This window comes from Paraburkholderia sp. NMBU_R16, from assembly GCF_013282575.1.
GTDB lineage: Bacteria > Pseudomonadota > Gammaproteobacteria > Burkholderiales > Burkholderiaceae > Trinickia.
In genome coordinates this window covers 39,739-65,883 of sequence record NZ_JAAAYE010000017.1, presented here as the reverse complement: position 1 = coordinate 65,883, position 26,145 = coordinate 39,739, and the positions used below count along the sequence as shown (strand labels likewise).

General features: G+C 62.3%; 24 protein-coding genes and 2 pseudogenes. 13 read left to right on the top strand and 13 right to left on the bottom strand.

Features of this window, described 5'->3' with window-relative positions:
- Positions 1-186: 186 nt before the first annotated feature.
- Together GWC77_RS11225 and GWC77_RS11220 are read right to left on the bottom strand one after the other, a co-directional pair.
- Positions 187-1,323, bottom strand: coding sequence for a porin (locus GWC77_RS11225; protein WP_173256985.1), 1,137 nt, complete (start codon positions 1,321-1,323; stop codon positions 187-189).
- Between the two features lie 176 nt (positions 1,324-1,499).
- Positions 1,500-2,393 carry a LysR family transcriptional regulator gene (locus tag GWC77_RS11220; RefSeq protein ID WP_173256984.1) on the bottom strand — a complete coding sequence of 298 codons (894 nt, stop codon included), beginning with the start codon at positions 2,391-2,393 and terminating at the stop codon, positions 1,500-1,502.
- Between the two features lie 166 nt (positions 2,394-2,559).
- Between GWC77_RS11220 and GWC77_RS11215 the strand changes: the two genes are divergently transcribed.
- Positions 2,560-2,967 (top strand): DoxX family protein, encoded by a 408-nt coding sequence (locus GWC77_RS11215; protein ID WP_173256983.1) that lies wholly within the window; start codon positions 2,560-2,562, stop codon positions 2,965-2,967.
- 13 nt (positions 2,968-2,980) lie between these two features.
- Here GWC77_RS11215 and GWC77_RS11210 read toward each other — a convergent pair whose 3' ends face one another.
- Together GWC77_RS11210 and GWC77_RS11205 are read right to left on the bottom strand one after the other, a co-directional pair.
- The gene (locus GWC77_RS11210) at positions 2,981-4,180 is read right to left on the bottom strand and encodes a YncE family protein (RefSeq protein WP_173256982.1); all 1,200 of its coding nucleotides are present in this window, start codon (positions 4,178-4,180) and stop codon (positions 2,981-2,983) included.
- 134 nt (positions 4,181-4,314) lie between these two features.
- Entirely contained in the window at positions 4,315-5,127 is an 813-nt protein-coding gene (locus GWC77_RS11205; RefSeq protein ID WP_173256981.1) for a creatininase family protein, read from the bottom strand.
- A 194-nt stretch (positions 5,128-5,321) separates the two neighbouring features.
- On the opposite strand from GWC77_RS11205, the gene GWC77_RS11200 reads away from it, so the two are divergent.
- Both GWC77_RS11200 and GWC77_RS11195 read left to right on the top strand, forming a co-directional pair.
- A complete protein-coding gene (locus GWC77_RS11200) occupies positions 5,322-5,633 on the top strand; it encodes a DUF4148 domain-containing protein (protein WP_173256980.1) in 312 nt (103 codons plus the stop codon).
- Positions 5,634-5,914: 281 nt separating this feature from the next.
- The gene (locus GWC77_RS11195) at positions 5,915-6,919 is read left to right on the top strand and encodes a DedA family protein/thiosulfate sulfurtransferase GlpE (RefSeq protein ID WP_173256979.1); all 1,005 of its coding nucleotides are present in this window, start codon (positions 5,915-5,917) and stop codon (positions 6,917-6,919) included.
- A 63-nt stretch (positions 6,920-6,982) separates the two neighbouring features.
- On the opposite strand, the gene GWC77_RS11190 is transcribed toward GWC77_RS11195, so the two are convergent.
- From GWC77_RS11190 to GWC77_RS11180, 3 genes are all read right to left on the bottom strand, one after another.
- Entirely contained in the window at positions 6,983-8,026 is a 1,044-nt protein-coding gene (locus tag GWC77_RS11190; protein WP_173256978.1) for an aldo/keto reductase, read from the bottom strand.
- A 203-nt stretch (positions 8,027-8,229) separates the two neighbouring features.
- Positions 8,230-9,687, bottom strand: coding sequence for a YncE family protein (locus tag GWC77_RS11185; RefSeq protein WP_173256977.1), 1,458 nt, complete (start codon positions 9,685-9,687; stop codon positions 8,230-8,232).
- The gene (locus tag GWC77_RS11180) at positions 9,684-10,139 is read right to left on the bottom strand and encodes a DUF305 domain-containing protein (RefSeq protein WP_173256976.1); all 456 of its coding nucleotides are present in this window, start codon (positions 10,137-10,139) and stop codon (positions 9,684-9,686) included. Before GWC77_RS11180 ends, GWC77_RS11185 begins: the two co-directional genes overlap by 4 nt.
- 270 nt (positions 10,140-10,409) lie before the next feature.
- On the opposite strand from GWC77_RS11180, the gene GWC77_RS11175 reads away from it, so the two are divergent.
- Together GWC77_RS11175 and GWC77_RS11170 are read left to right on the top strand one after the other, a co-directional pair.
- Positions 10,410-10,928, top strand: coding sequence for an RNA polymerase sigma factor (locus GWC77_RS11175; RefSeq protein WP_173256975.1), 519 nt, complete (start codon positions 10,410-10,412; stop codon positions 10,926-10,928).
- Positions 10,925-11,767 (top strand): anti-sigma factor, encoded by an 843-nt coding sequence (locus GWC77_RS11170; protein ID WP_173256974.1) that lies wholly within the window; start codon positions 10,925-10,927, stop codon positions 11,765-11,767. Before GWC77_RS11175 ends, GWC77_RS11170 begins: the two co-directional genes overlap by 4 nt.
- A 135-nt stretch (positions 11,768-11,902) precedes the next feature.
- Here the strand turns inward: GWC77_RS11170 and GWC77_RS11165 are convergent.
- A pseudogene (locus tag GWC77_RS11165) lies at positions 11,903-12,586 on the bottom strand (FadR/GntR family transcriptional regulator); the annotation flags it as partial.
- A 245-nt stretch (positions 12,587-12,831) separates the two neighbouring features.
- Here GWC77_RS11165 and GWC77_RS11160 point away from each other — a divergent pair.
- From GWC77_RS11160 to GWC77_RS11150, 3 genes and pseudogenes are all read left to right on the top strand, one after another.
- Positions 12,832-14,160: a C4-dicarboxylate transporter DctA gene (locus GWC77_RS11160; protein WP_173256972.1), complete on the top strand. Its 1,329-nt coding sequence runs from the start codon at positions 12,832-12,834 to the stop codon at positions 14,158-14,160.
- Positions 14,161-14,225: 65 nt separating this feature from the next.
- Complete coding sequence (gene alc / locus GWC77_RS11155) at positions 14,226-15,236, top strand: allantoicase (RefSeq protein WP_173256971.1); 1,011 nt, start codon at positions 14,226-14,228, stop codon at positions 15,234-15,236.
- A pseudogene (locus tag GWC77_RS11150) lies at positions 15,233-15,727 on the top strand (ureidoglycolate lyase); the annotation flags it as partial. The gene alc and the pseudogene GWC77_RS11150, both read left to right, overlap by 4 nt.
- Before the next feature lie 74 nt (positions 15,728-15,801).
- On the opposite strand, the gene GWC77_RS11145 reads toward GWC77_RS11150, so the two are convergent.
- Complete coding sequence (locus GWC77_RS11145; RefSeq protein WP_173256969.1) at positions 15,802-17,112, bottom strand: MFS transporter; 1,311 nt, start codon at positions 17,110-17,112, stop codon at positions 15,802-15,804.
- Between the two features lie 42 nt (positions 17,113-17,154).
- Entirely contained in the window at positions 17,155-17,925 is a 771-nt protein-coding gene (locus GWC77_RS11140; RefSeq protein ID WP_173256968.1) for a putative hydro-lyase, read from the bottom strand.
- Between the two features lie 305 nt (positions 17,926-18,230).
- Between GWC77_RS11140 and GWC77_RS11135 the strand changes: the two genes are divergently transcribed.
- A complete protein-coding gene (locus GWC77_RS11135; protein WP_173256967.1) occupies positions 18,231-19,163 on the top strand; it encodes a LysR family transcriptional regulator in 933 nt (310 codons plus the stop codon).
- A gap of 15 nt (positions 19,164-19,178) precedes the next feature.
- Here the strand turns inward: GWC77_RS11135 and GWC77_RS11130 are convergent, their stop codons facing one another.
- On the bottom strand, positions 19,179-19,664 hold the full coding sequence (locus tag GWC77_RS11130) for an arsinothricin resistance N-acetyltransferase ArsN1 family B (protein ID WP_173256966.1): 486 nt from the start codon (positions 19,662-19,664) through the stop codon (positions 19,179-19,181).
- A 299-nt stretch (positions 19,665-19,963) separates the two neighbouring features.
- Here GWC77_RS11130 and GWC77_RS11125 point away from each other — a divergent pair, with 299 nt between their 5' ends.
- The 3 genes from GWC77_RS11125 to GWC77_RS11115 all read left to right on the top strand — a co-directional run bounded on the left by GWC77_RS11125 (position 19,964) and on the right by GWC77_RS11115 (position 22,119).
- Positions 19,964-21,403: a sensor domain-containing diguanylate cyclase gene (locus GWC77_RS11125; RefSeq protein WP_173256965.1), complete on the top strand. Its 1,440-nt coding sequence runs from the start codon at positions 19,964-19,966 to the stop codon at positions 21,401-21,403.
- 153 nt (positions 21,404-21,556) lie between these two features.
- Positions 21,557-21,805, top strand: coding sequence for an AbrB/MazE/SpoVT family DNA-binding domain-containing protein (locus GWC77_RS11120; protein ID WP_173256964.1), 249 nt, complete (start codon positions 21,557-21,559; stop codon positions 21,803-21,805).
- The gene (locus GWC77_RS11115) at positions 21,799-22,119 is read left to right on the top strand and encodes a type II toxin-antitoxin system PemK/MazF family toxin (protein WP_173256963.1); all 321 of its coding nucleotides are present in this window, start codon (positions 21,799-21,801) and stop codon (positions 22,117-22,119) included. The genes GWC77_RS11120 and GWC77_RS11115 overlap by 7 nt, the downstream gene beginning before the upstream one ends.
- A gap of 138 nt (positions 22,120-22,257) precedes the next feature.
- Here GWC77_RS11115 and GWC77_RS11110 read toward each other — a convergent pair whose 3' ends face one another.
- Entirely contained in the window at positions 22,258-22,419 is a 162-nt protein-coding gene (locus tag GWC77_RS11110; protein ID WP_173256962.1) for a DUF1328 family protein, read from the bottom strand.
- Positions 22,420-22,747: 328 nt separating this feature from the next.
- Here GWC77_RS11110 and GWC77_RS11105 point away from each other — a divergent pair, with 328 nt between their 5' ends.
- Entirely contained in the window at positions 22,748-24,664 is a 1,917-nt protein-coding gene (locus GWC77_RS11105) for an AAA family ATPase (protein WP_173256961.1), read from the top strand.
- 21 nt (positions 24,665-24,685) lie between these two features.
- Here the strand turns inward: GWC77_RS11105 and GWC77_RS11100 are convergent, their stop codons facing one another.
- Positions 24,686-25,984 (bottom strand): DUF445 domain-containing protein, encoded by a 1,299-nt coding sequence (locus GWC77_RS11100; RefSeq protein ID WP_173256960.1) that lies wholly within the window; start codon positions 25,982-25,984, stop codon positions 24,686-24,688.
- Positions 25,985-26,145 lie beyond the last annotated feature (161 nt).

Sequence of the window (26,145 nt, the reverse complement as noted above, 5' to 3'; positions counted from 1 at the left end):
TCGCTGGGTCCCACCGGTGTGGAAAACGCGGATATCCGGCTTTCCATCGCGCGCGTCGTCCGAAGGCCCTTATGGCACGCTCGGGCAGCCGTTAGTCTTACCCTTCGGTTCCATGGTACGAAGCGCCCACGTCAGCCACCGAGACGAACCGCGAATTTCCGATGCCGCGTGCGAAACAGCGGAAACCTAGAACAGGTGCCGCATGCCGAGAGAAACGACGGCTTGCCGTGTGGAGCCGGACGCCGGAAGGAGGAATATCTGCGCCTGCACACCCGCGCTGGCGCGCAAGTACACCGCATGAAAATAGATGTCCGTGCGTTTCGAAAGCGAATAATCGGTGCCCGCGACGATCTGACTCCAGCCGTGGCTCGCGAGCGTCGATCGCGCATAACTGGCGGATAACGAAAGTGCATAGTCGACCGAGTACTTGACGCCGCCCTCGGTCGTGCGCAATGACGTGCTCTGGCCGTGGGAGTGGAAGCCAACCGCCGTATAAACGGCATGCAGATAAGCCGGGCCGAGTTGGTAGCCCGCGCCGACACCCGACGCCGTCAGCTTGTCGAACGTCTGGAACCTCGGCAGCAAGCCTTGCGGAGCGGTGCCGATGAGCGGCATGCCCAAGACCGTCGTTCCGATACCGGCCACCGCGGTGAAGTCATGGATCTCGACATAAGCGGCGCCGGCCTTGAACGGTCCATGACCATAAGTGAGCCCGAAGCTCGCGGCGCTATGCGAAGCGAAGTTGCCGGGCTGCCCGCCAAATGCGTAGAGCGCCCCCAGTTGAAACCCCGCCATATCTGGTGTGACATAACGGACAGCGTTATCGATGCGCTCGGCGCCGAGCCGGTCGAGGTCCCCGAGATGAAAGGCGAACACGGACGGGGTCAACGTACCGGACGCGAACGCCGTGAGGTTCGTGCTCATGAAATCGTATTGGCGCCCGAACGTCAGCGTCCCGAAGCGCTCGCTCGCGAGGCCGACCCACGCTTGGCGGCCGAATTCCAGCCCGCCTTGGGACAGCCGCCCATCGTTGAGCGTGAAACCGTTTTCGAGCCGAAAGACCGCGCGGTAGCCACCGCCGAGGTCTTCCTGTCCCCGTAACCCCCACCGGTCCGATTGCCCGATGCCGCTCGTCTGAGCCCACGCGTGATGGCCTGCTTCGTTCGTCACGAACGCTACGCCACCGTCGACGATTCCATACGCTTCGTTCGTCACGAACGCTACGCCACCGTCGACGATTCCATACAACTGGACGGTACTCTGTGCATGCGCGCACGCGCTCGCCAAACCGCAGACCGCGGCACTGATAGTCCAGCACTTCATGACGGCCCCCAATCGGTGTTTTTCGTTTTATCGATCGATGGCCTACCGCGTAGTCACTAAAGTCATCGATATATTCGGACTCAGCATAGGCGATTCTCGATAGCGGCGATAGCTGTTCGACGAAACTGCTTGCGCCGCCTCCGATGAAACACGGAAGAGCCTCGCGGTGAATGCACTTACCGCACGCGCGCATCCCCCGAGATGAAGTCGAGGAACGTCCTCACCTTCGGCGAGAGGTATTTGCGGTTCTGATAAACGCCGTAGAGCTGCGAATCGAAGACGCGATATCCAGGTAACACGGCCTCGAGCCGTCCCGACTGGATATCCCGTGAGACGAGAGCGTTCGGCAATAATGCGAGGCCCATGCCTTCAAGTGCCGCGAGGCGCATCAGCGATTCATCGTTGCTCTGAAGTACCGGGTCCACCTTGACTGTTTCGCGGCCATCGGGCCCTTCGATGTCGAGCCGGTTGACGTCCGGCATCAACGAATAGGAAAGCATGGCGTGCGTGCCGAGATCGGCCGCACGCGTCGGCCGCCCCGCACGGTTCAGATACGCGGGAGCGCCTACGATGTAAAACGCCACGGGGGCGATCGGCCGCGCGATCAGCGACTGCCCGAGCGCCATCGGGTTCGTGACACGCAACGCCAGGTCGATCCGCTCTTCGACCAGATTGACGAATCGTCCCGACAGGTCGACGTCGAGCCTGACTTCCGGATAACGGGCGCGGTAATCGTTCAGCACGCCGATGAAATCCGGGTTGGCCATCCATACCGGCGCACTGAGCCGAAGTGTGCCGCGCGGCGCGGCTGTCGATTGAGCGACGCTCGCCTCGACATCCTCCAGATCGTCGAGCATTTGCCGCGCGTGATCGAAATAGACGGTGCCTGCTTCGGTCAGGCTCAGGCGGCGACTCGTCCGGTTGAGCAGCAATGCGCCGAGGCGCCGCTCCAGATGCATCACGTGTTTGCTCGCCATCGCCGGCGACATGTCGAGCTGTCGCGCCGCCGCGGCAAAGCTCTTGAGCTCGACGGCCAGACGGAAGACCTGCATGCTCGTCAATGTATCCATCCGATCGTCAACCAGCAGTAAATGATGGATCAATCATAGCCGAGTTGATTCGCGCGCCGCTCCACCGTATCGTTCGCCACAGGTCGCAACCGGAATGCTCCGAATGCCGTTGGACGAGCGTGCCTCCGGTGCACTCCCTCTTATCGCTTCACTTCCGGCCACCGCCATGATCAATTCGAGAACCGCCCCTTACGCCGCGCTGCTGTTACGAGTCAGCCTCGGCATCCTCTTCTTGGCCCACGTCGGCCTGAAGTTTTTCGTATTCTCGATTCCCGGCTTCGTCGGCTTTTTCGGCTCGCTCGGATTACCCGCCATTGCCGCCTATCTGACGATCGTCCTCGAGCTCGTCGGCGGCATCGCACTGATCTTCGGTATCTATGCTTCGTGGGTGGCGATCCCGCTCGCCATCGAAATGCTCGGCACCATCGTCATGGTGCACGGCGCGAACGGGTGGCTCTTCACGAACAAGGGCGGTGGATGGGAATACCCCGCCTTCTGGGCAGTCGCGCTCATCGCGCTGTTCTTGCTCGGCGACGGCGCCCACGCGTTGCGGCCCGCGCCGCAACGCGGTTGAACCCGCATGCGGCTCAGCGCATGTTTCCCGTATGCCCGAGCGAATAACGCCCGGGCTGCGGCCATACCGTGAGCCCATGTGGCTCCATGCCGACAGCGATCGAGCGCACCGCGCCTGTCGCCGTGTCGATCGCATAGGTAACATCGTCGAAGCGGCCGGACAGCCATAGCGTCTTGCCATCCACACTGACGTTGCCCATATCGGGGCTGCCGCCGCCTGGAATCGGCCAGGTCGCCACCACCTTGCGCGTAGCGAAATCGATGACCGACACGCTACCCTTACCATGCTTCATGCCATGGACATGGCTCGAGCCGCGATTGGCGACGTAGAGCTTCGTGCCGTCCCGGCTCGGGTACAGGCCGTGCGTACCGACCCCCGTGGCGATGAACTCAAGCTCCTTGAAGTTGTCGCCATCGACGACATGCACGCCATCCGCCATCATGTCGGCCACATAAAACACCTTTCCATCGGGCGCGACGCGCACGTCCTGCGGCATGCTCTTCTTTCCGAACGTGATATAGCCGAGGACTTTCCGGCTCGTCATATCGATTTTGGCCAGCCCATGGCCGAACTCGCAGGTGAACAGCGCGTATTTGCCGTCGATCGAAAAATCCGCATGATTGATGCCCTTGCATTGCGGAACATCGAGGCTCGAACGCAGCGCCATCGTATGAGGGTCGCGAAAGTCGAGCCGCGCATGGGCCTCCGCGACGACGATCGCTTCCTTGCCATCGGGTGTGAAGTACATGTTGTAAGGATCGTCCACCGCGATGGCCGCGCCGGGCTTGCCGGTCTTCGGATCGATCGACGTCAACGTTCCATCGGTCCGCTCCTCGGCGTTATTCGTCACCCAGAGCGTTTGCAGATCCCATGACGGCACGATGTGCTGAGGACTGCGGCCTACCTTGAATTTATCGACGACCTTGAAGGTGGCCGGATCGATCACATAGACGTCGTCCGAACGCAGGTTCGGCACATACACGCGCGGCAATGCGCCGGCAACCGCTTTGCTCAGGTGTCCGCTGCCCGCTTCGCTGTAAAGGTTGCGCGAATCGATGACCGGCGGCATGCCAGGCACGGTCGTCACCGCCGGCTGGGCGCTTGCGGCGAACGCCGATGCGCCGCTCGACAAGCTCGCCAAAACGACACATGCGGCGCCGATCGAAGCGCGGACTGACAGCAAGATAACGCGGGCATCAAGGTTCTGGCGCATAGGGAGGTCCGTTGTCGAATGTCGAATGTGGAAAAGCGAAGCGATCGCAAAACCGAAAAACCGAATCGAAAAACCCGAGAATCAAGACCAAGCAAACCCCGAAGCGGGCAAAAACGCAAGCCGGCGTAATGTCGCTACTGCTTGCCCGTCGCCTTTTTGATGGCTTCGACAGTACGTGCGACGATTGCATCGGTGCCGAGCCGCCCGAGCTCCGCGCTCGCACGCCGCGGGTCGCCTCCATATACGCCGTCCGACGGCCCCGGTTTGGCCGCACGGCGCAGCTCGTCGGTGCGGACCATCTGCGGTGCGACGGCCAGCAACAGCGCCGTGTCGGCAAGCCCGGCATGCGTGCCGATCTCATCGTCGCGATAGCCATGTCGGCGAAGAATTTGCGCGTAGCCATCCGAACTCGTGCCGTAGTACTCCGGTGGCACCATCGCGTGCGCGCTGCCGCCCCAACGGCGGTTGAGGCTCACCACCGCCTGTTTGATGTCGTTCTGATATCCGCCATGATCGCCGAGGAATACGACGTTCTTGAAGCCATGAATCCGTAAGCTGTTCGCTGCGGATTCGAGCGTTTTCTCGAACACGTCGTCCGGCACCGTGATCGTGCCTGCAAAGCGCATATGGGATGTGGGGGGTGCGTAGCTTCCCTCGGGCACATAGGCAATGACCGGCGCCACGAGCGCGTTGCCGAGCGTCTGCGCGATTCGCGCGGCAAGCACCTTCACACGCGCGTTGTGCTTGCCGAGCGCAACATACGGCCCACTTTGCTCGGTGCCGCCGATCGGAACGATCGCGGTCGTCTTGCCGGCTTTCACGGCATCGCGCAACTCCGTCCAGGTGAGATCTTCGATCTGCACGGTATCCGGCGTTTGCGCCTGTGCCGCTTGCGTTGCAAAAAGGATTGCCGCGAAAACGAAAGCGTTTTGTAACAAACGATGCATGGCGCAAGCCTCGTGTGAAAGTCCGTTTTGAACAACTGTCGGCAAACGTAGCCGCGATTATCGCCAAATACGTAACGGTGATTTCTCCAAATAGGAGTTAACCCTTAGCGTTTAGCTAGCTAGACTGCAGTCATCGGTTCAAGCAGTTGCATCGGCAATAACCGATAGGACAATCAAATCGGAGGTTACTTATCATGAAATCGCTCATTCAAGCAGCAGTCATCGCCACGCTCATCGCCGCGCCGGCCCTTTCTTTCGCTCAATCGGACGCTCCGGTGTCCCGCGCTCAAGTCAAGGCGGAACTCGCGCAGTTCGTGCAGGCCAACCCGCACACGGCATTCGGCAAGGATCCGTACTACCCCGATAACGTGCAAGCCACCGAAGCCCGCATTGCCCAGCAAGACGGCAACGTTGCGACGTCGTATGGCGGCACCGTAGCAGGTTCGTCGACATCGGGCAGCCGCGCAGTCGGCCCGGCATTCAACGCTGTCTATTTCGGTCGCTAATACCATCGATCGGGCGCCCGGCCGCCGTTGCGAAGGCAGCGCCCCAAATCGTTCGGCCCTACTGATCGGCGCCGGCCCGATCGTCGATGAAACGGCGATCGGGCCGGTGTTTGCCATCGGTACCTCCGCCGCCGTACATCCGGCGGTTTCGCCTGGCCTCTTTGGCTGGGCGCTTTTTCGTTGCATACGCGCAATAGTGTTTTGAAAGCGCGGACACGGCACTCGCGGCATAATTCGCGGGTGCGGCCGCCGGCCGACGCCTTCGCTCCGGACAACTCCCGATGCTCCACGATCTCGTCGCGCGCTATGGTCCCATGCTCGTATTCATCAACGCGCTGGCCGCGGCACTCGGACTACCGGTACCGGCCATGCCGACGCTTGTCCTGTTCGGCGCATTGGCCGCCATGCATCCCGGCTCGCTCGGTATCGCGCTCGGCCCCGTGCTCGTGCTCGCCGTCTGCGCGACGCTGATCGGCGACAGTCTGTGGTTCTATGCGGGCCGCATCTACGGGGGCACGACACTGAAGACGATATGCAGACTGTCGCTTTCGCGTGACACCTGCGTACGCAAAACGGAACGCTTCTTCGGGCGATGGGGCGTACGTGTGCTGACAGTTGCGAAACTGATACCGGGCCTCTCGCTCGTGTCCGTGCCGATGGCTGGGGCGATGGGCACGTCGTATCGCACGTTCGTCGCGCACGATGGCGTAGGCGCCGCGCTTTGGGCCGGCATAGGGCTCGCACTCGGTGTGGCGCTGTCGCCGCAGATCGACTATCTGCTCGTGGCCGCGGGTCGGTTCGGGCGTGCCAGTGCGCTCTTCGCCGTCGCTTTCCTTTCGCTCTACGCGCTCTGGCGATGGGCACGCCGCCGGGCATTGCTGCGCGCACTCGAATCGGCACGCATCGATGTCGATACGCTGCATGCGCTGATGGAGTCCGGCGCGGCGCCGACGATCTTCGATGTCCGTTCGGATGAGACGCGCAGGCTCGATCCATTCGTCATTCCGGGTGCCCGTTTTGCCGACGAACGCGAGCTCGATGCCATCATCGCCGCGCACCGCCCCAATCAGAAGCTCGTGATCTATTGCTCGTGCCCGAACGAGGTGACAGCGGCATGGATGGCCAAGCGGTTGATCGATGCGGGCTTCGTCGACGTGTTGCCGTTGCGGGGCGGTCTCGATGCGTGGCGCAATGCGGGGCTTCCCGTGTCGCCGCTGCCGGTCGAGGCGGCCACCTCGCCATTCCCCGATACGCCGCTCGGCGGGGGCGATCCGAAGATCGTCTGATGCCGCGCGCTCACGGACGTTGCGCGGCGCGCGGCACAGACGATGCGACGGCAGGCGCTTGGCTCAGCGCGACTCGCTCAATTGCTTGCGTCGCACCTCGCCCTGACGCGCCAGCATCCAGCCCGGATACTCGGCGGGCAGTGCACTGACCTTATCGAGGACGGCCAGCTCTTCGGCACTGAGTGCGACCGAGGTGGCGGCGATATTGTCATCGAGCTGATCGACACGCTTCGCGCCCACGATGACGCTGGTCACCGCTTTTTGATGCAAGAGCCACGCGAGCGCGATCTGCGCGACGGATACGCCCTTTGTTTCCGCGATGCCGCGCATTGCCTCGATGCAGTCATAGCCGCGCTCGAGCTGCACCGGGGGGAAGTCGAAAGTCGTGCGCCGGCTGCCTTCTTCGGCCTTCGTGTGACGACCGTACTTGCCGCTCAAGAACCCGCCCGCGAGCGGGCTCCAGACCATGAGGCCGAGGCCTTCGCTCGCCAGCATCGGCACGATCTCGCGTTCCAGATCTCGCCCCGCGATCGTGTAGTACGCCTGCAGCGATTCGAAACGGGCAAGACCGAGGCGCTCCGCCACCCCCAATGCTTTGACGATCTGCCAGGCCGCCCAGTTCGAAACGCCGACGTAGCGCACGTATCCCTGCTGCACGAGGTTATCGAGCGCCCGCACCGTTTCCTCGATCGGTGTCGCGGGATCGAACCCGTGCACCTGGTAAAGATCGATGTAATCGGTCTGCAAACGGCGCAGGCTCGCTTTGACGGCATCCATGATGTGATGGCGTGACAATCCGCGCGAATTGATGCTTTTGGTGCCCGTCTCGCCGAACACCTTCGTTGCGACGATGACGTTCTCGCGCGGCGTATCGAGATTCTTCAGCGCCGTGCCCGTCATCGACTCCGATACGCCATCGGAATAGACATTCGCGGTATCGATGAAGTTGATGCCCGCATCGATCGCGCGGCCGATCAGCTTCTCCGCTTCGGCCTGCTGCAACTGCCCGATCTGCCCCCAGATGCCGCTCGTACCGCCGAACGTCATCGTGCCCAGACACAGCTCGGATACGAATAGACCTGTGGAACCAAACTTTGCGTAACGCATGACCCCATTCCCTCCATACACGCTTCGTTCATGACATCGCCGCGCTGCTCGTCTCGCCCGCCCGGCGGAGGCAGGACGCATACGCACAAGCCGCGGCGCGCAAAGTATGATCCCGATGCCGCACGGCCTCGATACCCGATCGTCTCGGATTCTTGCCTGATTCTCTCGATGCGGTGCGCGAGCGCGGCGCGGCCGTGCGGCCATCAAAGCGACTGGCGCTGAACGGGCGCGCCGGGCTTGCCGGACACGCTCGGTGCGATGACGAGGTAGCGGCGCACATCGCCGGGGGCGCTCGCACCGGGGGCAACGATCTCGCGAATCTGGCCGACGGCGTTGACGATCGCGGAGCCCGCCGGGTTCGTCATGAACGTCGCGAGCGGCTCGATGCGACCGGTACCGTCCGCATGCTCGGTCAGCCCGAGCACATAGGTCTGCTTCGGCTCGAGGCCGGTCACGGCAGCCTGGAGCACCTGCAACAGGCCTTGATCGAAGAGCGCGACCGTCGTTCGAGCCGGGCCGCCTTGCACCGGTACCAGTTCGAGATGCGCCGCGCTAGCGGCAACGCCGAGCGGCTCGGTGTTTTGCGTGCCGTCGCCGCGTGGCACCGCTTCAGGCACGTAGGCCACCGCCTGGGGCGCCTGGCCGATCGGGACTGTCGCCACGACCTTGTTGGTCGCCGTATCGATGACAGCCAGTGCGTCCGCATTTTCGAGGCCAACATAGAGACGGCTACCGTCGCCCGACGGCCAGAGGCCATGCGGCAGATTACCGACGGGAATCGTCGCCACCAGCGAAAAATCATCGGTGCGGAACACCTTCACCTGATTCAAGCCCCCGACCGTGACATACGCGAACATTTCGCCGCCGCGACGAACGATGTTGACATGGTTGGTGATCGGTCCCGTGTCGAGCGTGGCTAGGATCTTGAAAGGCGGCCGCGCGTCGAATACCTGGGTCTGGCCGATATCTTTCAGTGTGAACCATACTTGCGTGCCATCCGGCGTCGCCGCGATGTTCGGGCAGAACGGGCTTGCCTGGCGCACCTTGCCGACGATCTTGTGATCGGCGACGGAGATCACGTCGGTCTCCGGATTGAACGACGAGCAGACGTATCCGTACTTTCCATCGGGCGAGAAGATCTGCATTCCCGGGCCGGCCGGCACTGTAATCCTCGTCTTCTCCTCGAAGGTCTTTCCATCGAGCACGGCGACATAGTTTTCGCCCCGGACCGTCACCCATACCTCGCTGCCGTCGGGCGTGAAAAATGCCTCATGCGGCGAACGGCCGAGATAAGTGATGTGTTTGACGGCATTCGTCTGCGTATCGATGAACGCGACCGAATTCGAACCGATCGAGACGACCGCGAGCGTGCGATGATCGGGCGAAAATCCCATGCCGTGTACCAGTACCTGGCCCCGATAAAGCGGGGACAAGTGCTTCGGCGCCGGATCCCCGAGCCGGATCGCGCCGACGAAACGATTGGTGACCGGGTCCACGATCGACACGGTATTGGAGAACTGCTCGGCGGCGTACACCCGGTCGCGATGGGTGATCGGCACATCGGGGCTCGACGCGGAACCCGGCACCTGGCCCGCCCACGCGAGTTGTGCCGCAACGGCCGACATGGCGCAAGCGAGCGCGCGAAAACGAAGACTGTTCATTTCGACTCCTCAATGATTGTGCCCGTGGGCTGGGGATGATTGTGGTGGCCAGGCGTCGCCGATCGAACCGGCTCGGATGCAGACCCGCCCTGGTCGGGCGCCGGTCCAGGCGTGGGCAGCGGCTCGCCGAGCGCGAGCCGCATGGCGACGATTTCCTGCTGCTGCTCGACGACGATCTCTTGCGCGATCCGCCTCAATTGTTCGTTGCGCCCGTGGCGCAACTCCGCCTGTGCCATGTCGATCGCGCCTTGATGGTGAGGAATCATCGTCTGAACGAAGTCATGATCGACGTCGCCGGCCGGCTTGACGGACATGCCATCCATCATTCGGGCCATCGCCCGATCGTTTTCCGCGAGGAAAGCGGATTCCTCCGAGTTGGCGGCGAATTTGCCGGCAGCGAACGCGGCACTGCCGAGCGCCAGCGCCGCTGCGAGAAGTGCAGTTTTTTTCATGAAAGTCCCGATGGATGCGAAGTCCACAACAATGCGAGCTATCACTGGGCGAACTGCGCGAGACGCGGGGATATTCCATCGTCCGCCCGAATTTCCTTGGGGCCATGCCCCGACACGCCCCGGCTTCGTCCGCGTGGAATGCGACACGCCGCGCGCACGGCCCTGAATCGAATTTGAATCGGGCGGAATAATCGGGTGGCCGGCGGCGTTTGCCTCGAACAGAACAGAAATTCGAGCGAACATGCCTGAAGCCGCTGACCGGCGAGTCCTATGAACCACCGTGACGAGTTGATGGAGCACATTCCGCGACTGCGGCGGTATGCGCGCGCGCTCATCCACAACCGGGAACTCGCCGACGACCTCGTACAAGACACGCTCGAGCGCGCGCTTGGCCGCCTTCATCAGTTCGAGGCGGGCACCGACTTACGCGCGTGGCTCTTCACGGTCATGCATAACGTTTTCGCCAGTCAAACACGGCGGGCCGCATCGCGCGCGCATTACGTCGAGGCCGACGAGCAGCAACTGGGACAAGCCGAATTCGCGGTGCCGGGCGGCCAGTTGCGATCGCTCGAGATGCGCGATCTCGACTATGCGCTTCAGCGGCTGCCGGCAGAGCAACGCGAAGTGATACTGCTGGTCGGCCTCGAAGAGATGAGCTACGCGGACGTTGCGCTGACGCTCGGCGTGCCGATCGGCACGGTGATGTCCCGACTGTCGCGCGGCCGTGAGCGGTTGCGAAACCTCATGGCAGGCGCTCAGCCCGTCGAAAAGCTGAAGGTGGTGCGATGACCGATAAAACGAACCCGATCGGTGACGAAGTACTTCACGCGTATGTCGACGGAATGCTGTCGGACGAAGAGCGTGCGCGCGTCGACCAGGCGATTGCGCGCGACCCGGCGCTCGCCGCTCGCCTGAACGACTATTTCGCGCTCAATGCGCTGCTTCGCGAGCGCTACGACCGCGTCCTCGCAGAACCCGTCCCGGAGCGCCTTCGGCCGGCCGCGCTGCAGCGCAGGCGTACAACCGCCAATTGGCCCTGGTTCGCAGGTCTTGCCGCCGCACTGTTGATCGGCATCGGCATCGGGGCGGAAGGTGGCATGCGGATAGGCCACGAGCGCACCACATCGGTTGCGGGCTCGAGCGAGACAGGCGCCGTTCGAGCCGATGCAAGCCAGACGTTCGCGCGCCGCGCTGCCATCGCGCACGTCGTTTACATGCCGACCGTGGAGCGGCCCTCGCAACTCGGTGCGAGCCACGAGCAGGACTTCGTACGATGGCTCTCCGCCAAGCTCGGCACCGACATTCATCCGCCGATATTGTTACGCAGCGGATATGAGCTGATGGGCGGCCGTCTGCTGCATGATGCCGACGGCGAGATGGCGATGTTCATGTATCGAGACACGCAGGGCCGGCGGGTGACGCTATCGATCTCGCACCGAAAGGCGAGTGCCGATACGACGGCTTTCGCGCTCTATCGCGACGGTCCCGTCAATGTTTTTTACTGGGTGGATGGCGATTTCGGTTATGCGATCTCGAGCGGGATCGATCGGCCGGCATTGCTCGCCTTGTCGCACGACGTTCACGAACAGTTGCGTTCACGGCCGTCCACCGCGAAGGAGCCGAGCTGAGTTGAAAAGCGCTCCGCGCTGAATCGGCGCTTGCAGCGCCGATTATCGCGACGACGCAACCTTGCCGGTTCGGCGCGGCTCCTTCGCCGCCGCACCGCCGGGGGTCTCGAGGACCGGCGCGGCGCCCGCTCCCGTCGGCACGGGAAAGTGGACGCCGGCGCGCTGTGCCGCGGCCACGATATGCGCCTCGATCGCACGCCCCGTGCGATTGGCATCGCGCCGCCTCAGCGCCTCGACGATCGCCGTGTGTTCGCGATGCGTCGAGAGCGCGAGCTCCCGTTGATAGAACGGCAGCCGCTGGCTTTCCTGCATGATCTCCGCACTGTTGCGCAATATCGACTCGATGGCCGAATTGCCGGCCAGCGCGACGATCCGCATGTGGAACTCGAAATCGAGCGCGGCCGCCGCCTCGAAATCGCCCTCGACGAGCGCAACGCGCAATGCCTCCACGTTCTGATCGAGCACCGCGAGATCCTCGTCGCCGACGGCGAGAGCCGCCAGCCGCGCAACGAAGCCTTCGAGCGCAAAGCGCATCTGATAGGTGTCCGGCAGCGAGACCTGATCGGCGAAGCGCCAACGCTGAGTCCGGGCGGCCCGAGCGCGGCTGACATAGACGCCTTTTCCCGCGCGGATGGTCACGAGCCCGAGCGCCTCCAGCGTCGAAAGCGCCTCGCGCAACGAAGCGCGGCTGATCTCGAGCTCCTCCGAGAGCTGTCGCTGAGCAGGCAGCAGACTGCCGACAGGATAAATCCCTTGCTGAATGCGCTCGCGAATCGTGGAGATCGCGGCCTCGGTGACGGTTTGCGGAATGCTGTTCATGCGCGGCGGGTCGGATTTAGGCGGTCAGACCGGTAGTGTATTACGAGCGGGCAGTCGCCGCCGCAACCGCCCCCAGCAACGTTCCGGCGACGGGACGGAGCCGCGGCACGGGTTAACCCCCTTCGATCGCACCTTGACGCTCGCATATTGGGTTTCTAATATCCGCAATAACGAGTCCGGTCTGACCAGTTCGACCAGTCTGGCCACCGCGCCGTTACCGACTCATTATCGAATGGAGGCAGACTGTGTCGCGATTTCTGAATTCCCTTTTCGGGCGCGTGGTCGTAGCGCTCATCGCCGGCGTGGCCATCGGTGCGCTGTTCCCGCATGCCGGCGAAGCGCTGCGTCCGCTCGGCGACGGCTTTCTCAAGCTCATTAAGATGGTGGTCGGACCCATCGTCTTTTGCGTGGTGGTGAGCGGCATGGCCAGCGCAGGCGACCTTCGCAAGGTCGGGCGCGTAGGCGGCAAGGCCATCCTCTACTTCGAGGCGATGACGACGATCGCGCTCGTCATCGGCGCATTGCTGGCATGGTTCATCCACCCCGGCGCGGGAATGAACATCGACCTGCGTACCGTCGACGCGAGCGCGCTCAATACTTACACCGAGCACGCGAAAAGCCTGAAGGACGTCGGCGGCTTTCTGCTGAAGATCATCCCGGACACGATCGCCGATTCGTTCGCCAAGGGCGACATTCTTCAGGTTCTCGTGTTCTCGGTGTTGTTCGGCTCCGCCCTGTCGCTGCTTGGAGACAAGGCGGCACGCGTGTCGGGCTTCATCGACGATCTCGCCAAGGCGCTCTTTTGCGTGATGGGTTTCGTCATCAAGCTCGCGCCGCTTGGCGTGCTCGGCGCCATTGCGTTCACGACCGGCAAATACGGCATCACGTCGCTCAAGCAATTGGGTTTGCTCGTCGCCGTCTTCTATTTGAGCTGCATCGTGTTCGTCTGCGTGGTGCTCGGTATTGCCATGCGGATCGCGGGTTTCAGCATCTTCAAGTTGATACGCTACCTCAAGGACGAGCTGTCGATCGTGTTCGGCACCGCATCGTCCGACGCCGTGCTGCCGCAAGTCATGCGTAAACTCGAGTGGCTCGGCATCAAGGATTCGACCGTCGGTCTCGTGATCCCCACGGGCTATTCGTTCAACCTCGACGGGTTTTCGATTTACCTCACGCTGGCGGTTCTCTTCATCGCGCAGGCCACCAACACCCCGCTCTCGATGCACGATCTGATCGTCATCGTGCTCGTATCGCTGGTGACGTCGAAGGGCGCACACGGCATTCCTGGCTCGGCCATCGTTATCCTGGCCGCGACGCTCTCCGCGATTCCCGCCATACCCGTGCTCGGGCTCGTGTTGATCCTGCCCGTCGACTGGTTCGTCGGCATTGCGCGTGCGGTCACGAATCTGATCGGCAATTGCGTCGCCGCAATCGTGGTGGCGGCCTGGGAAAACGACATCGACCGCGCACGCGCCAAGCGCGTGCTGGATGGCGAGGCTGGCCTCGAATTCATACCGCAAGTGCCGTCTTCCGGTGCCGCGCCCCACGCCCCCGCAGCAGCGCGCGCTGGCTGATCGCCGCGATTGCATCCGTCGCTCGTTCCATATGTAAACAGACCCTAGGACATCGACATCACATCATGGCTATCGTTTCGTTAGACCCGAACGCTCCGGCGTTCACCCGGCGCTATGTCAATCTCGCCGACCCGCGGCTCGGCGCGCAAGCGCTCGAAGCAAGCGATGAGTTCTTCGCACCCAAGGACCGTATGCTCAACCCCGAGGCCGCCGTTTTCATTCCGGGCAAATACGACGACCACGGCAAATGGATGGACGGCTGGGAAACGCGCCGCAAACGTACGACCGGTCATGACTGGTGCATCGTCAAACTGGCGCGGCCGGGTATCGTCAAAGGCGTCGATCTCGATACGAGCCATTTCACCGGCAATTTCCCGCCGGCGGCTTCGATCGAGGCGACCTGCACTGAAGGCGAACCGGGACCGTCGAGCGAGTGGGTCGAGATCCTGCCGTCGGTCGCGCTCTCGGGCAATGCGCATCACTATCATGCGATCGAGGCGAATCGCCCATTCACGCACCTGCGCATCAATCTGTATCCTGATGGCGGCCTCGCACGCCTGCGCGTCTACGGTCAGCCGCAGGTGGATTGGAGCCGGCTCGCGAACACCGATACCGTCAATCTCGCGGCGATGGAAAACGGCGCCTATGTCGTGACGGCGAACAATCAGCACTTCGGGCTCGCCTCGAACATGCTGATGCCGGGACGCGGCGTCAATATGGGCGATGGATGGGAAACGCGCCGTCGTCGCGAACCCGGCAACGACTGGTGCATCGTCGCGCTCGCGCATCCGGGCGAGATTCACCGCATCGAAGTCGACACGGCGCACTTCAAGGGCAACTACCCGGACCGTTGCTCGATCCAGGCTGCGTCCGTCACGGGCGGGACCGACGAGTCGCTCGTGACGCAATCGATGTTCTGGCCCGTCCTGCTGCCGGAGCAACGGCTGCAAATGGACGCGAACCATACGTTTGCCGGTGAGATCGTCGACAACGGGCCCGTGACCCATGTGCGATTCAATATCGTCCCCGACGGCGGTGTCTCGCGTCTCCGGCTGTTCGGGAGTCCGAAACGATGAAATTCCTCGAAATCGAGCCGCTCACGCGCGAAGCATTTGCGCCGTTCGGCGACGTCATCGAGCTCGACGGTGCCCGTCACTTTCCGATCAACGCGGGCACGACCGAGCGTTATCACGATCTCGCCAACATCGATGTCGGCGATGCGGGTGGGCGCGCGCTCGTCAACGTGTTCCGCGCCCAGCCGTTTCGCTTTCCGATCGAGATTCGGATGATGGAGCGCCATCCGCTCGGCTCGCAGGCGTTCATACCGATCGGCGATGCGCCTTACCTCATCGTGGTCGCCCCGCGCGGCACGCTCGACGCAGGACAGCTGCGCGCCTTCGTGACGCGCGGCTGGCAAGGCGTCAACTATGCCAAGGGAGTCTGGCACCACCCGTTGCTCGCGCTCGGGGAGCGCCGCGACTTCATCGTCATCGATCGCGGCGGGGCGGGTGCCAATTGCGAAGAGGTTCAGTTGAGCGAGCCTTGGACGATCCCCGATGCCGTTGCCCTCCATGCGCTCGATGCCCTTGATGCGCTCGAGGCGCCGCACGTGAAGCAGGCGTCGAACCTGCACGAAGACGCTCAGGTCTCGAGTGCCGCCCCGCGTGTTTCCGGCAACGTGATCGCAGCGAGTACGACGACGCCGTAGGCGATCGCCGCGAATACGCCGATGGCCGAGCCAAGCGACATCTTCTGCGCGACGAGCCCGATCAGGAACGGGAACGTCGCGCCGACGGCGCGGCCGAAGTTATAGCAAAAGCCCTGGCCGGACCCGCGAATACGCGTTGGAAAGAGCTCCGTCATGAACGCGCCCATGCCCGCGAACAACCCCGACGCGAAAAAGCCGAGCGGGAACCCAAGCACCAGCAGCACTTCGTTGCTCATTGGAACGCGCGTATAGACGAGCGCGATCAGCATCGACGCCACCGAGAAAAGAATGAACGTCAGGCGCCGTCCGAAGCGGTCGCTCGAAAGCGCACCGCAGAGATAGCCCGCGTAGGACCCGGCAATGACGACGGCCAGATATCCGCCGGTGCCGACCACGCTCAGATGCTGCTCGGTTTTGAGCCAGGTGGGCAGCCAGGTCGTGATCGCGTAGTAGCCGCCTTGCGCGCCCGTTGCCAGTACAGCCACGCGCAGCGTCGTGAACCAGACGCCGCCGCCGAAGATTTCGAGAAACGAGGTGCGCTGGCCATCGGCCGCTTCACGTTGCTGTTGCTGGCGGTGGATTTCAGGTTCGTCGACGAGCCGGCGGATCAAGATGACGAATGGCGCCGGCAGCACGCCCAGGGCAAACAGCACACGCCAGGCCGTATCGGCCGGCATCAGCGAAAAGACCAGCGTATAAAGCCCGGCCGACACCGCCCAGCCGATGGCCCATCCCGCCTGCACCATGCCGACTGCCTTGCCGCGATCGCGCGGGCGGATGATTTCGCCGATGAGCACTGCGCCCGCGGTCCATTCACCGCCGAAACCAAAACCCATCAAGCCGCGCGCGACGAGCAATTGCGTATAGTTTTGCGTCAATGAACACATCAGCGTGAAAAACGCGAACCACACGATCGTGATCTGCAACGTCCTCACGCGGCCGATGCGATCCGACAGAATGCCCGCAATCCATCCGCCGAGGGCCGACGTGAGCAGTGTCACCGTGCCGATGAGCCCTGCTTCGCCTTTGGTCAGCCCCCAGCTCGCGATCAGCGCCGGAATCACGAAGCTGAGAAACTGCGTGTCCATCGCGTCGAGCGCATAACCTATCTTGCAGCTCCAAAAGGCGCGACGTTCGCCGCGGCTCGTGTGTGCATACCAGCCGAAGAGGCCCGGTGACGCGGGCAAAGGCGCCTCGGGCTCCGGGGCCGGTGCGCTACCGGCGTAGTGGGCTTCCGTAGTCATGACAGCTTCTCCGAACAATCAGCTTGATGGTGCCGTATCGGCTCACAGGATCGCGAGCGATGCGTTGGGGATATCGGTCACGAGCATGTGCCCGGGCCTGTGTGCGATCGCGAACGGCAGTCGTGCGCTTTCGATCGCGCTTTGCGGGGTGACGCCGCATGCCCAGAAGAGCGGCAACTCGTGCTCGCGAACGGTGACCGCATCGCCGAAGTCGGGCCGGTTCAAGTCTTCGATGCCGATGGCCGCCGGGCTGCCGATATGCACGGGCGCGCCGTGCACGCCGGGGAAGCGGCTCGTGATCTGCACCGCCCGCACCGCATGCGCCCCGCTCATCGGCCGCATCGAAACAACGAGCTGCCCACCGAACGGGCCGGCGGCCTGGTTGGCAATCGACGTGCGATACATCGGCACGTTGACGTTCTCCTCGATATGCCGCAATGGAATGCGGTCCGACGCAAGCATCTGCTCGAATGAAAACGAACAGCCGATCGCGAAGACGACGAGATCGCTGCGCCAATATTCGACGATGTCGCGCGGCTGTTCGGCCAGCACACCGTCACGATAGACGTTGTAGCCGGGCACGTCGGTACGAACATCGACGTCGCGCCCGAGGGCCGGAACATGTCCTTGTCCGGGCTCCCCGACTGCGAGCAGCGGACAAGCCTTGGGATTGCGCTGACAAAAACGGAGAAAGTCCTCGGCATAGGCTTTCGGCAGGATAGCGAGGTTCGCCTGGGCGTACTCGCCGCAATGGCCTGCCGTCGGTCCGTTGAACCGCCGGGTGCGGACCTGCTGACGGAATTCGTATGGCATGGAAATCTCGTGGTCGCGAAGCATGAAACGAAGCCTATGCGCGTCAAAATCACCGTGCCAGCTAATATTTGTGATCGTTTATGTTAAAAAAAACTTGACACCGTTGTCAGGGTCTTCCCGGATCGATCGTCGACGAGTACCGGGCATTTCCAGCGCCTGCGCTCCGCGAGTCTCCAATGCTGGCAGGGCAAAGCGCGCATGTTGCCGAAGTCGGCGCACGCGATCGAATGTGAATGCTGGCTTCGAAGCCAGCCCGCGCTCTGTGCAGGGTCTTTGTCGATTTTTGGCGCATTCATAATCCGACAATGAACACCCGCTTTCTCGAAACCTTCGTCACACTCGCCCAGCTCGAGAGCTTCAGAGCGACCGCGCGGGCGTTACACGCTACGCCCGCCGCGATCTCGCTACGGATTCGCTCGCTCGAAGACGAACTCAAATGCCAGCTCATCGATCGCAGCACGCCGAAGTTCCGGCTGACGCCGGCCGGCGTGGGCCTGCTCGGCTTGGCGGCGAACGTGGTCGACGCGGTGCGCGCGTTGCGGGAGGCGGCGGGACAGAAAGTGGTAGTGGGCGGCAAGTTGCGGCTTGGTGTGATCGAGACGGTCGTGCATAGCTGGCTCGCGCACTACATCGCGCATCTGAACGCCCATTTCCCGAAGCTCGAAATCGACCTGACCGTCGATACGAGCGCCGTGTTGCAACGGCGCCTGCTCAACGGCGAGCTCGATCTTGCGATTCGTGTGGAGGGTATCGATAGCACGAAGGTCGTGTCGAGCGCCGTTGCAAGCTACCCGGTTCGGTGGATCGCACGGCGCGGGCTGCTGTCGCCGCGCAAATCGGGGCTTGCGCTGCGTGTGCTCAAACGTCCGTTGCTGACGTTCGGTCGCGGCACGGCCCCGCAGGTCGCACTGGAAAGCATCGTTCATGCGCTCGCGCGGGAGCACGGATTAGCGCAGGAAACGACGCGCATCACTTGCTCGCCGTCGGTTGCGGCCATCGTTCAGCTGATTCGCGACGGCTATGGGGTGGCCGCCATCCCACGTCTTTTCGTTGCCGATGCGCTGCGCAGCGGCGAATTCGTCGAATTGCCGCTGACGCCGATGCCCCCGCCGATCGTCGTCTCGCTGTGCCGGCCGGTGGACGCCAGCGTGACGGTCAACGCCGCTGTCAACGCCGCGCAGGATGCGTGCTCGACTTATTGCCGTTCGTTTGCGAAGGATCTGATCGAGCCGCTTTGATCGGCCAGTTCCGCTTCACAGAATGAGTTGCCAGTACCCCACATCGACCCAGCGCCCGAACTTGAATCCTACCTGCTCGAAGTGCGCGACTTTCCGGAAGCCGAAGCGTTCGTGGAGCGCTTGACTTCCCTCGTTCGGCAACGCTATGCCACCGATGACGACATGCGTGGTGCCCTCGCGCAATCGAGCGATCAGCGCCTCGTAGAGCTCGACACCGATGCCCTGACCCGTATGCCCCGCGGCAACGTAGACCGAACTTTCGACGGAAAACCGGTACGCGCAGCGGCCCTTCCACTTGCTTGCGTAAGCGTAACCGACAACCTGACGGGCTCGCTCCGCAATCACCCAGGGCAGACCGGCCTCGGTCACTTCGAGGATGCGGGAACGCATCGCCTCCGCGGAAACGAACTCGGTCTCGAACGAGATGGTCGTGTTCTCCACGTAGTGGTTGTAGAGGCTGGCGATCGACGCCGCATCTTCTGGTGTTGCCGAGCGAATCAAGTCAGTTCTCCTTGGCGGTTGCTGTTATTGCCGGTACCGCTGAATTATCTACTCGGCAGTTCATGCGCGGCGAAAGGTTTCAGGCCTCAAGTTTCGCGCATATCGGCCGTTATCGGCGTTATGGGTGCTTGCCGATGCGGCGCGGCTGCAGGCGCGCCCGCAACACCGGGGCGATAGCGTCGATGCGGCGAACCCGGTCCGGCATAATATGACATCCAAATTCTCATCGCAGCTCGCACGCCACCGTTCGGTTCCCGACAGTCTGCGTTTCACTGCTCCGTGCTAGCCCGGACCGGACTATGGAAGTCACGCTTATTCATTTGACCGCTACGAAGCGGCACCGTTTTGCAGCCGCTATCGCGGCGACCGTCCTGATTTGCGCCGCGCTATTCGTCTGGCCGCACGCGAAAGCTCAAGCCATCGTCGTGCCGCCGTTCATGCCCATCTTCGCGACGTCGGTGACGCTCACGGCAGCGCTGACCGCTTTTTTGCTCTGGACGCAATATCGAGCATCGCGACGGTTCGTATTCGCTGTGCTCGCGAGCGCCTATGCTTTCACGAGCATCACCGCGGCAATTCATTTGATCGTCTTCCCGGGGGTGTTTTCAGCCACGGGCCTGCTTGGCGCCGGACGACAAACCTCCATCTGGACCTGGCTGCTCTGGCATGGAGGATTTCCACTGCTGGTCACACTCGCGCTGGCGGCGCGGACGCGGCCGCCTATCGACAATCGCTCGGAACACCGGCGTGGCGCCCTCGCAATCGTCGCATCGATCGCGCTGTCGATTGCATTGTCCGGGGTTGCCATCGGGGAGCATGGCCTGCTGCCGAATCTGGTTTCCAGCACGCCGTACTATCGGCATCTGACGCCCGGCCCCGCGCTGCTCATCGTCGAAGCGATCTGCGCCGGCGCACTCGTCACGCACGCTATGGTCACTCGGCTAAAAACGTCGATGGACTTGTGGCTTGCCATCGCACTGCTCGCGGAGTTGGTCGACGTCACGTTGACGCTCGCCGCGGGAGCGCGGTACAGCGTCGGCTGGTATGCGGCGCGCCTCGCGTCGATGGCATCGGCCAGCGCGCTCCTGGGCATGCTGATGTACGAGACCAGCGGACTTTATAGAAAGTTGGCCGAGGCACATCGTGCACTCAAAGAGTCGTCGGTGCGCGATGGGCTCACGGGCCTGCTCAATCGGGCGTATTTCGACGAGCGCTATCGCCGTGAATTCACGCTTGCGACCGAATCCAATCGTCCGCTCGGCGTCCTGCTGGTCGATGTCGATCATTTCAAAGCGTATAACGATGCGTTCGGACATCTGGCCGGCGACGAATGCCTGCGGCGTGTCGCGCAGACGCTTGACGCGCAATTGCGGTATCCCGCCGGCTTCATCGCGCGATACGGTGGAGAGGAATTCATGGCCGTGCTGCCGGACTGCGATCGGCAAACCGGCCTGGCCATCGCGGAGCACTTGCGCCGCTCGATCGCGGATCTGCAGTTGCCCACGCCTTCGAAAAGCTCGCCCTATGTCACGGTGTCGATCGGGCATGCGTCGAGTCAATGTCTGTCCAGTGCAAGACCGCAAGCGTTGCTCGCCAATGCCGACTCCGCTCTATATCAAGCGAAGGCCGGCGGACGGAACCGGGTGGAAGACGAAAAAGGCGCACGGGTACCTATACCATCCTGCTCGCAGGCGATGTCCGAGCCGAGCGAAGCGATGCACTCCCGCGTGGAGTCATGAGGCATCGCGTCCGCCGCTTTTGCTCGACGCAGTCGCGTGACGCGACATTGTTTGCATCGCGCCTCAGCGAACGGACCCAGCTATCTCTAAAATGTAATAACATTGTGTTTACATTCGAGCGGTCTTGTATAACTTCGCGCCTACGGTGAATTCATGAGAGCGACGATTCGCAAAATGGGCAACTCGCAGGGGATACTGATCCCCAAACCGATCCTTGCCCAACTTGGTCTGGAGGGAGAAGTGGAAATGGAAATCAAAGGCGACGCACTCGTCGTCCGACGGGCTCCCAAGCGCGCCCGTGACGGGTGGGCGGAGGCGAGCAAAGCCATAGCCGACGCCGGTGACGACGTCTTGGTGATGGGCGAGTTCGGAAATGCGGACGATACGGAGTCAACGTGGTAGTGCGTGGCGAAGTGTGGCTTGTTGCGCTGGACCCGACACTGGGCAGCGAGATTCAAAAAACTCGACCGTGCGTTGTAGTGTCACCGCCCGAGTTACATGACCATCTTCGTACGGTAATCGTTGCGCCGATGACTTCGAACGGAAAGCCTGCACCCTACCGGGTTCCGGTCACTTTCAAGCGTAAGCACGGGCTAATATTGGTCGACCAGATTCGCACGATCGACAAGATGCGCCTCATAAGAAAGGAAGGGACCGTCTCCGGGAATGCCCTCACAGGGACGCTGCGCGTTTTACAGGACGTTTTTGCGGAATAGGCTGGACTGAAAAAAGGACGAGTGGCGGGATCGGCGCCCCGAAGCACGACAAGCGCTGCGGCACGCCGCTTCCGGCGGCCAAACAACCGCCGGAGTCAGCGCGCGGCAGCGCAAAACGCTTAGGTCATCGCGCTCCCGTCACCGTCGGACGAGTCCCATGATCAGCGTCACGAGGAAGATGACGACGAAGACGAAGAACAGGATCTTGGCGATACTTGCCGCGCCTGCGGCGATGCCGCCGAAGCCGAACGCAGCGGCAATGACCGCGATGATGAAGAAAACGAGAGCGTAATACAGCATGATCTGACCTCCGTTGGCTGTTGCGGGTCGTGCGCCCAAGCTGCACGCATCGCTTTTCCTCAAGCAAGGGACGTACCGCACATGCCCTGACCCCCGCTCCGCTCCGGCTAACGCAGGACATTCCAAGGGCTCTCCTGCCCCCGCTCCGATCACCCCGATCCCGGGAATAACGGCAAATTTGGCCCTTCCTTGCCTTTTGGTTATATGCAAAGCACAGGCATAATGCGAATGGTGCACTGCACTGAATAGGGGTCGCATAATAGTTACGTTTTTCCTCCTACTTAATTGCGCCGCCTTATAGACCACGACCCCGTTTTAGGAAACTTGCATGAAACCGGCAAAGAATTCGCCGCGCGCCCGAATCGTCCGATATACGGTCTTTGGCGCAATCTCCCTAGCTGTCGCGGTAATCACTGCATTCGGCTATCTTCGCTACGAGCAGCGCGTCGACGCGATGCATCCGGCGCTGACCGGCATCGCCCTCCAGATGCGGCACGATCCGGCAGCCTGGACGCGGCAAGAGCGGGATGCATCGGAAATGCTGCGCGACATTCGCGAGGAGAAGGTTGCCGCAATAGGTGTGAGCCGTGATGCGATCCTGGTGTCGACGCAAACGGGGGCTAAATACTTCGTGACCGATCACAATGGTGCGTTTTCAAATGCCCTGTTGCTCGGCGAAATGAAAGCGGGCGCCGATGCGCCTTATCAACTGGTCTGGCTGCCCGACGCAAACCTTCAGACCGGAATGGCTCGCTGGGCTGCCGCATTCGACAAGATTCGCGACCTCATTACCCTTTTGATGCCCCTGATGTTGATCGGCGGCCTTTTCTGGTTCATGCGCCGCGAAATGACGGGCGGCGCGCAATTGCTCGAAGAGTCGCCGACATTGCGCTTCGAGGACGTCATCGGCGCCGGTGAAGCCAAAGCCGCGCTGGCGGACGTTCAGTCGTATCTGACGGACCCGGCCCGATTCACCGATATGGGCGTACGCGCCCCCTGCGGCATTCTGATGACGGGCGGTCCTGGCGTCGGCAAAACACGCTTGGCGCAAGCGCTCGCGGGCGAATGCGGCGCAAGCTTCATCTCGATCACCGGCAGCTATTTCAGCGCGAAGTATTACGGTGTCGGTATTCAGAAGGTCAAGCATCTGTTCGAGCTGGCGCGTAAAAATTCGCCCACCGTCATCTTCATCGACGAAGCCGACGGCCTCGGCAAGCGCACCGATACCGGCGGCGGGCCGGCCGAAGCGGAAAGCAACCGCATCGTCAATCAGTTGCTCGCGGAAATGGATGGTTTCGCATCCAACCAGGGGGTGATCGTCGTCGCCGCGACCAATCATCCCGAGAACCTCGACGAAGCGTTGCGCCGGCCCGGCCGGTTCGATCGAACGGTACAAGTGCGCCTGCCGGATCTCGAAGACCGGGCGGAGATCCTCCGCTTTTACGCGGCGAAGCTGACGTCGAAGGCGGACGATATCGACTTCGGTCAATTGGCCCGGCTGACGACGGGGCTTTCGCCCGCCACGCTGGCGATGATCGTCAACCAGGCGGGCCTGGTCGCTCGCAAAGCTGGCGCGAGCACGATTACGGCCGCGCACTTCATCGAAGCCATCAAGATCGCGCGCATCGGCGACGTCAGCGGCGCGGAACGCGCACTGTCGGAAGAAGAACGTACGCGCATTGCCGTTCACGAAGCGGGGCACGGTCTGGTGGCGGCTCTGCTGGGTACCGGCGTGCTCGAGGAAATCACGATTTTGCCGCGAGGCGGCGCACTCGGCGTGGCACTGGTCACGAAAGCGCAAGACAAGCATCTCTATCGCGAGACGGAGATGCGCAACGAAATCCAGGTACTGCTCGGCGGACGTAACGCGGAGCTGCTGGTGTTCTCCGAAGCATCGAGCGGCGCCGCGCAGGATTTGCAGGAAGCTTCGCGGATCGGGCTCGACATGGTGTCGAAGTTCGGCTTCAACGTCGACGGAAACCTGTTCAGCCTCGCGGCGCTGCCGGCTCAATACGCGGGCTTGCAGCTGAAGAATGCGATCGAACACGCGAACGTTCTACTGCGGGAACTCGACGATGCATGCCAGGCGTTGCTGCGCGCCAACGAACCGGTATTGCGGGCCATCGCCGAGCGCCTGCTCGAATCCGAAACGGTATCGGGCGAGACCGTCGAACAACTGATTCGCGAGCATGCCGCGGCTTCGAGCCCCAGCATGCATCTCGCTCAGGAGCCGGCGGCGGCGTAAGGTCTTGCCGGCATACCGAACTCACTGCAGCCATACGGTCAGCAGATGAATCGCGAGCCCAACGCAGCCTCCGACAAGCGTTCCATTCAGGCGAATGAACTGCAAGTCGCGGCCGATGTTGAGCTCGAGCTTCTCGACGACCTCATGTTCTTTCCATTCCTTCATCTTGCTCGCGATGAACACGCCCAGCTTCGGCCGGAAATGGTCGAGCAGACGCGGCACCTGCAACAGAATCTGCTCGTTGATGACCTGCCGCATTCCCGCATCGCCCGCGAGCGCGGCACCGAACGCGCTCACGGCACCCGAAAGCCTTGCCCGAATGCTCGACTGACCGCTCGCAATATCCGCGCGCAGCCAGGCGTTGAAGTCTCGCCATAGGCCATCGACATAATCGGTCAGCACTTGATTAGCGGCCAGTTGGCGCTGATAGCCGCGAATTTGATCCCGAAACGCGGGATCGTCTTTCAGTCTCGCGATCAATCGCCATACCGCCCGGTCGAATTCGGCGCGCAGCGGATGATCCGCATTCCGATCGACTTCGTCCAGCAGTCTGCCGAGAAAATCGAGCAGCTTTTCGATGGCATAGTTCGCCGTCGAGTCTTTCCATGACTTGAAATAGAGCGGAATTTTGTCCGCCAGGAATTCAGCCACCCGATGCTTGATGCTTTCGTCGTTCAGATACTTGCTCGTTGCCGTGAGCATCTGATCGAGCACGGCCTGGTGCCGGCCGTCGTGCGTGAGCGCTTGCAGGATTTGCCCCGCCAATGTCGACAAGTCGATATCCGCAAACTTGTTCGCCACCGTCTTTCTGAGGAACGCGCGCACCTCGGCGTTGTCGAGCAGCGTCAAGCCGTAGCTCAACAGCTTGACGGTACCCGAACCGATGAGATCCGCGTTTTTTTCGTCGGCCAGCCATTGCGCGACTCTCGCCGCCGGATCGACGGTCCGAATCACGTTCGTCACGCGCTCCGTCGAAAAGAATTCGCCCTGAACGAAATCGCCGAGGTTATCGGCGATGCGATTCTTGTTCTTCGGAATGATTGCCGTGTGCGGGATGAACGACAGACCGAGCGGATGACGAAAAAGCGCCGTCACGGCAAACCAGTCGGCCAAGGCGCCGACCATCGCTGCCTCCGCGAATGCGCCGATGAAGGGCCATGCCGCACTCGATCGAGCAAAGACGACCGAAGCGGCATAGAGCAACGTGACGCCTATCAGCAGTCCCGTGGCGAGCCAACGCATCTGCCTCAGACGTAGGCGCTTGAGCTCGTCTTCGGCGCTCGACAGGCGCGCATAGACCGAATCCGTATAGATCGACATCGTATTAGCCACTTGGAATGCAAAGGACTTGTTCGAGTTGATGACACCTGGCGCCGGCCACTGGAGCGGCCTGGGGCCTAGCACCCCGGCCATGATAGCCCGATGGCAGCGGCGCCGAAGCCGCCACCTCGACAAGCGAGGGCGATCCCGCGTCAGCGTGT

What these genes read in the sequence shown, in the direction of transcription:
- GWC77_RS11225 (WP_173256985.1), bottom strand. Translation starts at nt 1,323, where the DNA reads ATGAAGTGCTGGACTATCAGTGCCGCGGTCTGCGGTTTGGCGAGCGCG.
- GWC77_RS11220 (WP_173256984.1), bottom strand. Translation starts at nt 2,393, where the DNA reads ATGGATACATTGACGAGCATGCAGGTCTTCCGTCTGGCCGTCGAGCTC.
- GWC77_RS11215 (WP_173256983.1), top strand. Translation starts at nt 2,560, where the DNA reads ATGATCAATTCGAGAACCGCCCCTTACGCCGCGCTGCTGTTACGAGTC.
- GWC77_RS11210 (WP_173256982.1), bottom strand. Translation starts at nt 4,180, where the DNA reads ATGCGCCAGAACCTTGATGCCCGCGTTATCTTGCTGTCAGTCCGCGCT.
- GWC77_RS11205 (WP_173256981.1), bottom strand. Translation starts at nt 5,127, where the DNA reads ATGCATCGTTTGTTACAAAACGCTTTCGTTTTCGCGGCAATCCTTTTT.
- GWC77_RS11200 (WP_173256980.1), top strand. Translation starts at nt 5,322, where the DNA reads ATGAAATCGCTCATTCAAGCAGCAGTCATCGCCACGCTCATCGCCGCG.
- GWC77_RS11195 (WP_173256979.1), top strand. Translation starts at nt 5,915, where the DNA reads ATGCTCCACGATCTCGTCGCGCGCTATGGTCCCATGCTCGTATTCATC.
- GWC77_RS11190 (WP_173256978.1), bottom strand. Translation starts at nt 8,026, where the DNA reads ATGCGTTACGCAAAGTTTGGTTCCACAGGTCTATTCGTATCCGAGCTG.
- GWC77_RS11185 (WP_173256977.1), bottom strand. Translation starts at nt 9,687, where the DNA reads ATGAACAGTCTTCGTTTTCGCGCGCTCGCTTGCGCCATGTCGGCCGTT.
- GWC77_RS11180 (WP_173256976.1), bottom strand. Translation starts at nt 10,139, where the DNA reads ATGAAAAAAACTGCACTTCTCGCAGCGGCGCTGGCGCTCGGCAGTGCC.
- GWC77_RS11175 (WP_173256975.1), top strand. Translation starts at nt 10,410, where the DNA reads ATGAACCACCGTGACGAGTTGATGGAGCACATTCCGCGACTGCGGCGG.
- GWC77_RS11170 (WP_173256974.1), top strand. Translation starts at nt 10,925, where the DNA reads ATGACCGATAAAACGAACCCGATCGGTGACGAAGTACTTCACGCGTAT.
- alc (WP_173256971.1), top strand. Translation starts at nt 14,226, where the DNA reads ATGGCTATCGTTTCGTTAGACCCGAACGCTCCGGCGTTCACCCGGCGC.
- GWC77_RS11145 (WP_173256969.1), bottom strand. Translation starts at nt 17,112, where the DNA reads ATGACTACGGAAGCCCACTACGCCGGTAGCGCACCGGCCCCGGAGCCC.
- GWC77_RS11140 (WP_173256968.1), bottom strand. Translation starts at nt 17,925, where the DNA reads ATGCCATACGAATTCCGTCAGCAGGTCCGCACCCGGCGGTTCAACGGA.
- GWC77_RS11135 (WP_173256967.1), top strand. Translation starts at nt 18,231, where the DNA reads ATGAACACCCGCTTTCTCGAAACCTTCGTCACACTCGCCCAGCTCGAG.
- GWC77_RS11125 (WP_173256965.1), top strand. Translation starts at nt 19,964, where the DNA reads ATGGAAGTCACGCTTATTCATTTGACCGCTACGAAGCGGCACCGTTTT.
- GWC77_RS11120 (WP_173256964.1), top strand. Translation starts at nt 21,557, where the DNA reads ATGAGAGCGACGATTCGCAAAATGGGCAACTCGCAGGGGATACTGATC.
- GWC77_RS11110 (WP_173256962.1), bottom strand. Translation starts at nt 22,419, where the DNA reads ATGCTGTATTACGCTCTCGTTTTCTTCATCATCGCGGTCATTGCCGCT.
- GWC77_RS11105 (WP_173256961.1), top strand. Translation starts at nt 22,748, where the DNA reads ATGAAACCGGCAAAGAATTCGCCGCGCGCCCGAATCGTCCGATATACG.
- GWC77_RS11100 (WP_173256960.1), bottom strand. Translation starts at nt 25,984, where the DNA reads ATGTCGATCTATACGGATTCGGTCTATGCGCGCCTGTCGAGCGCCGAA.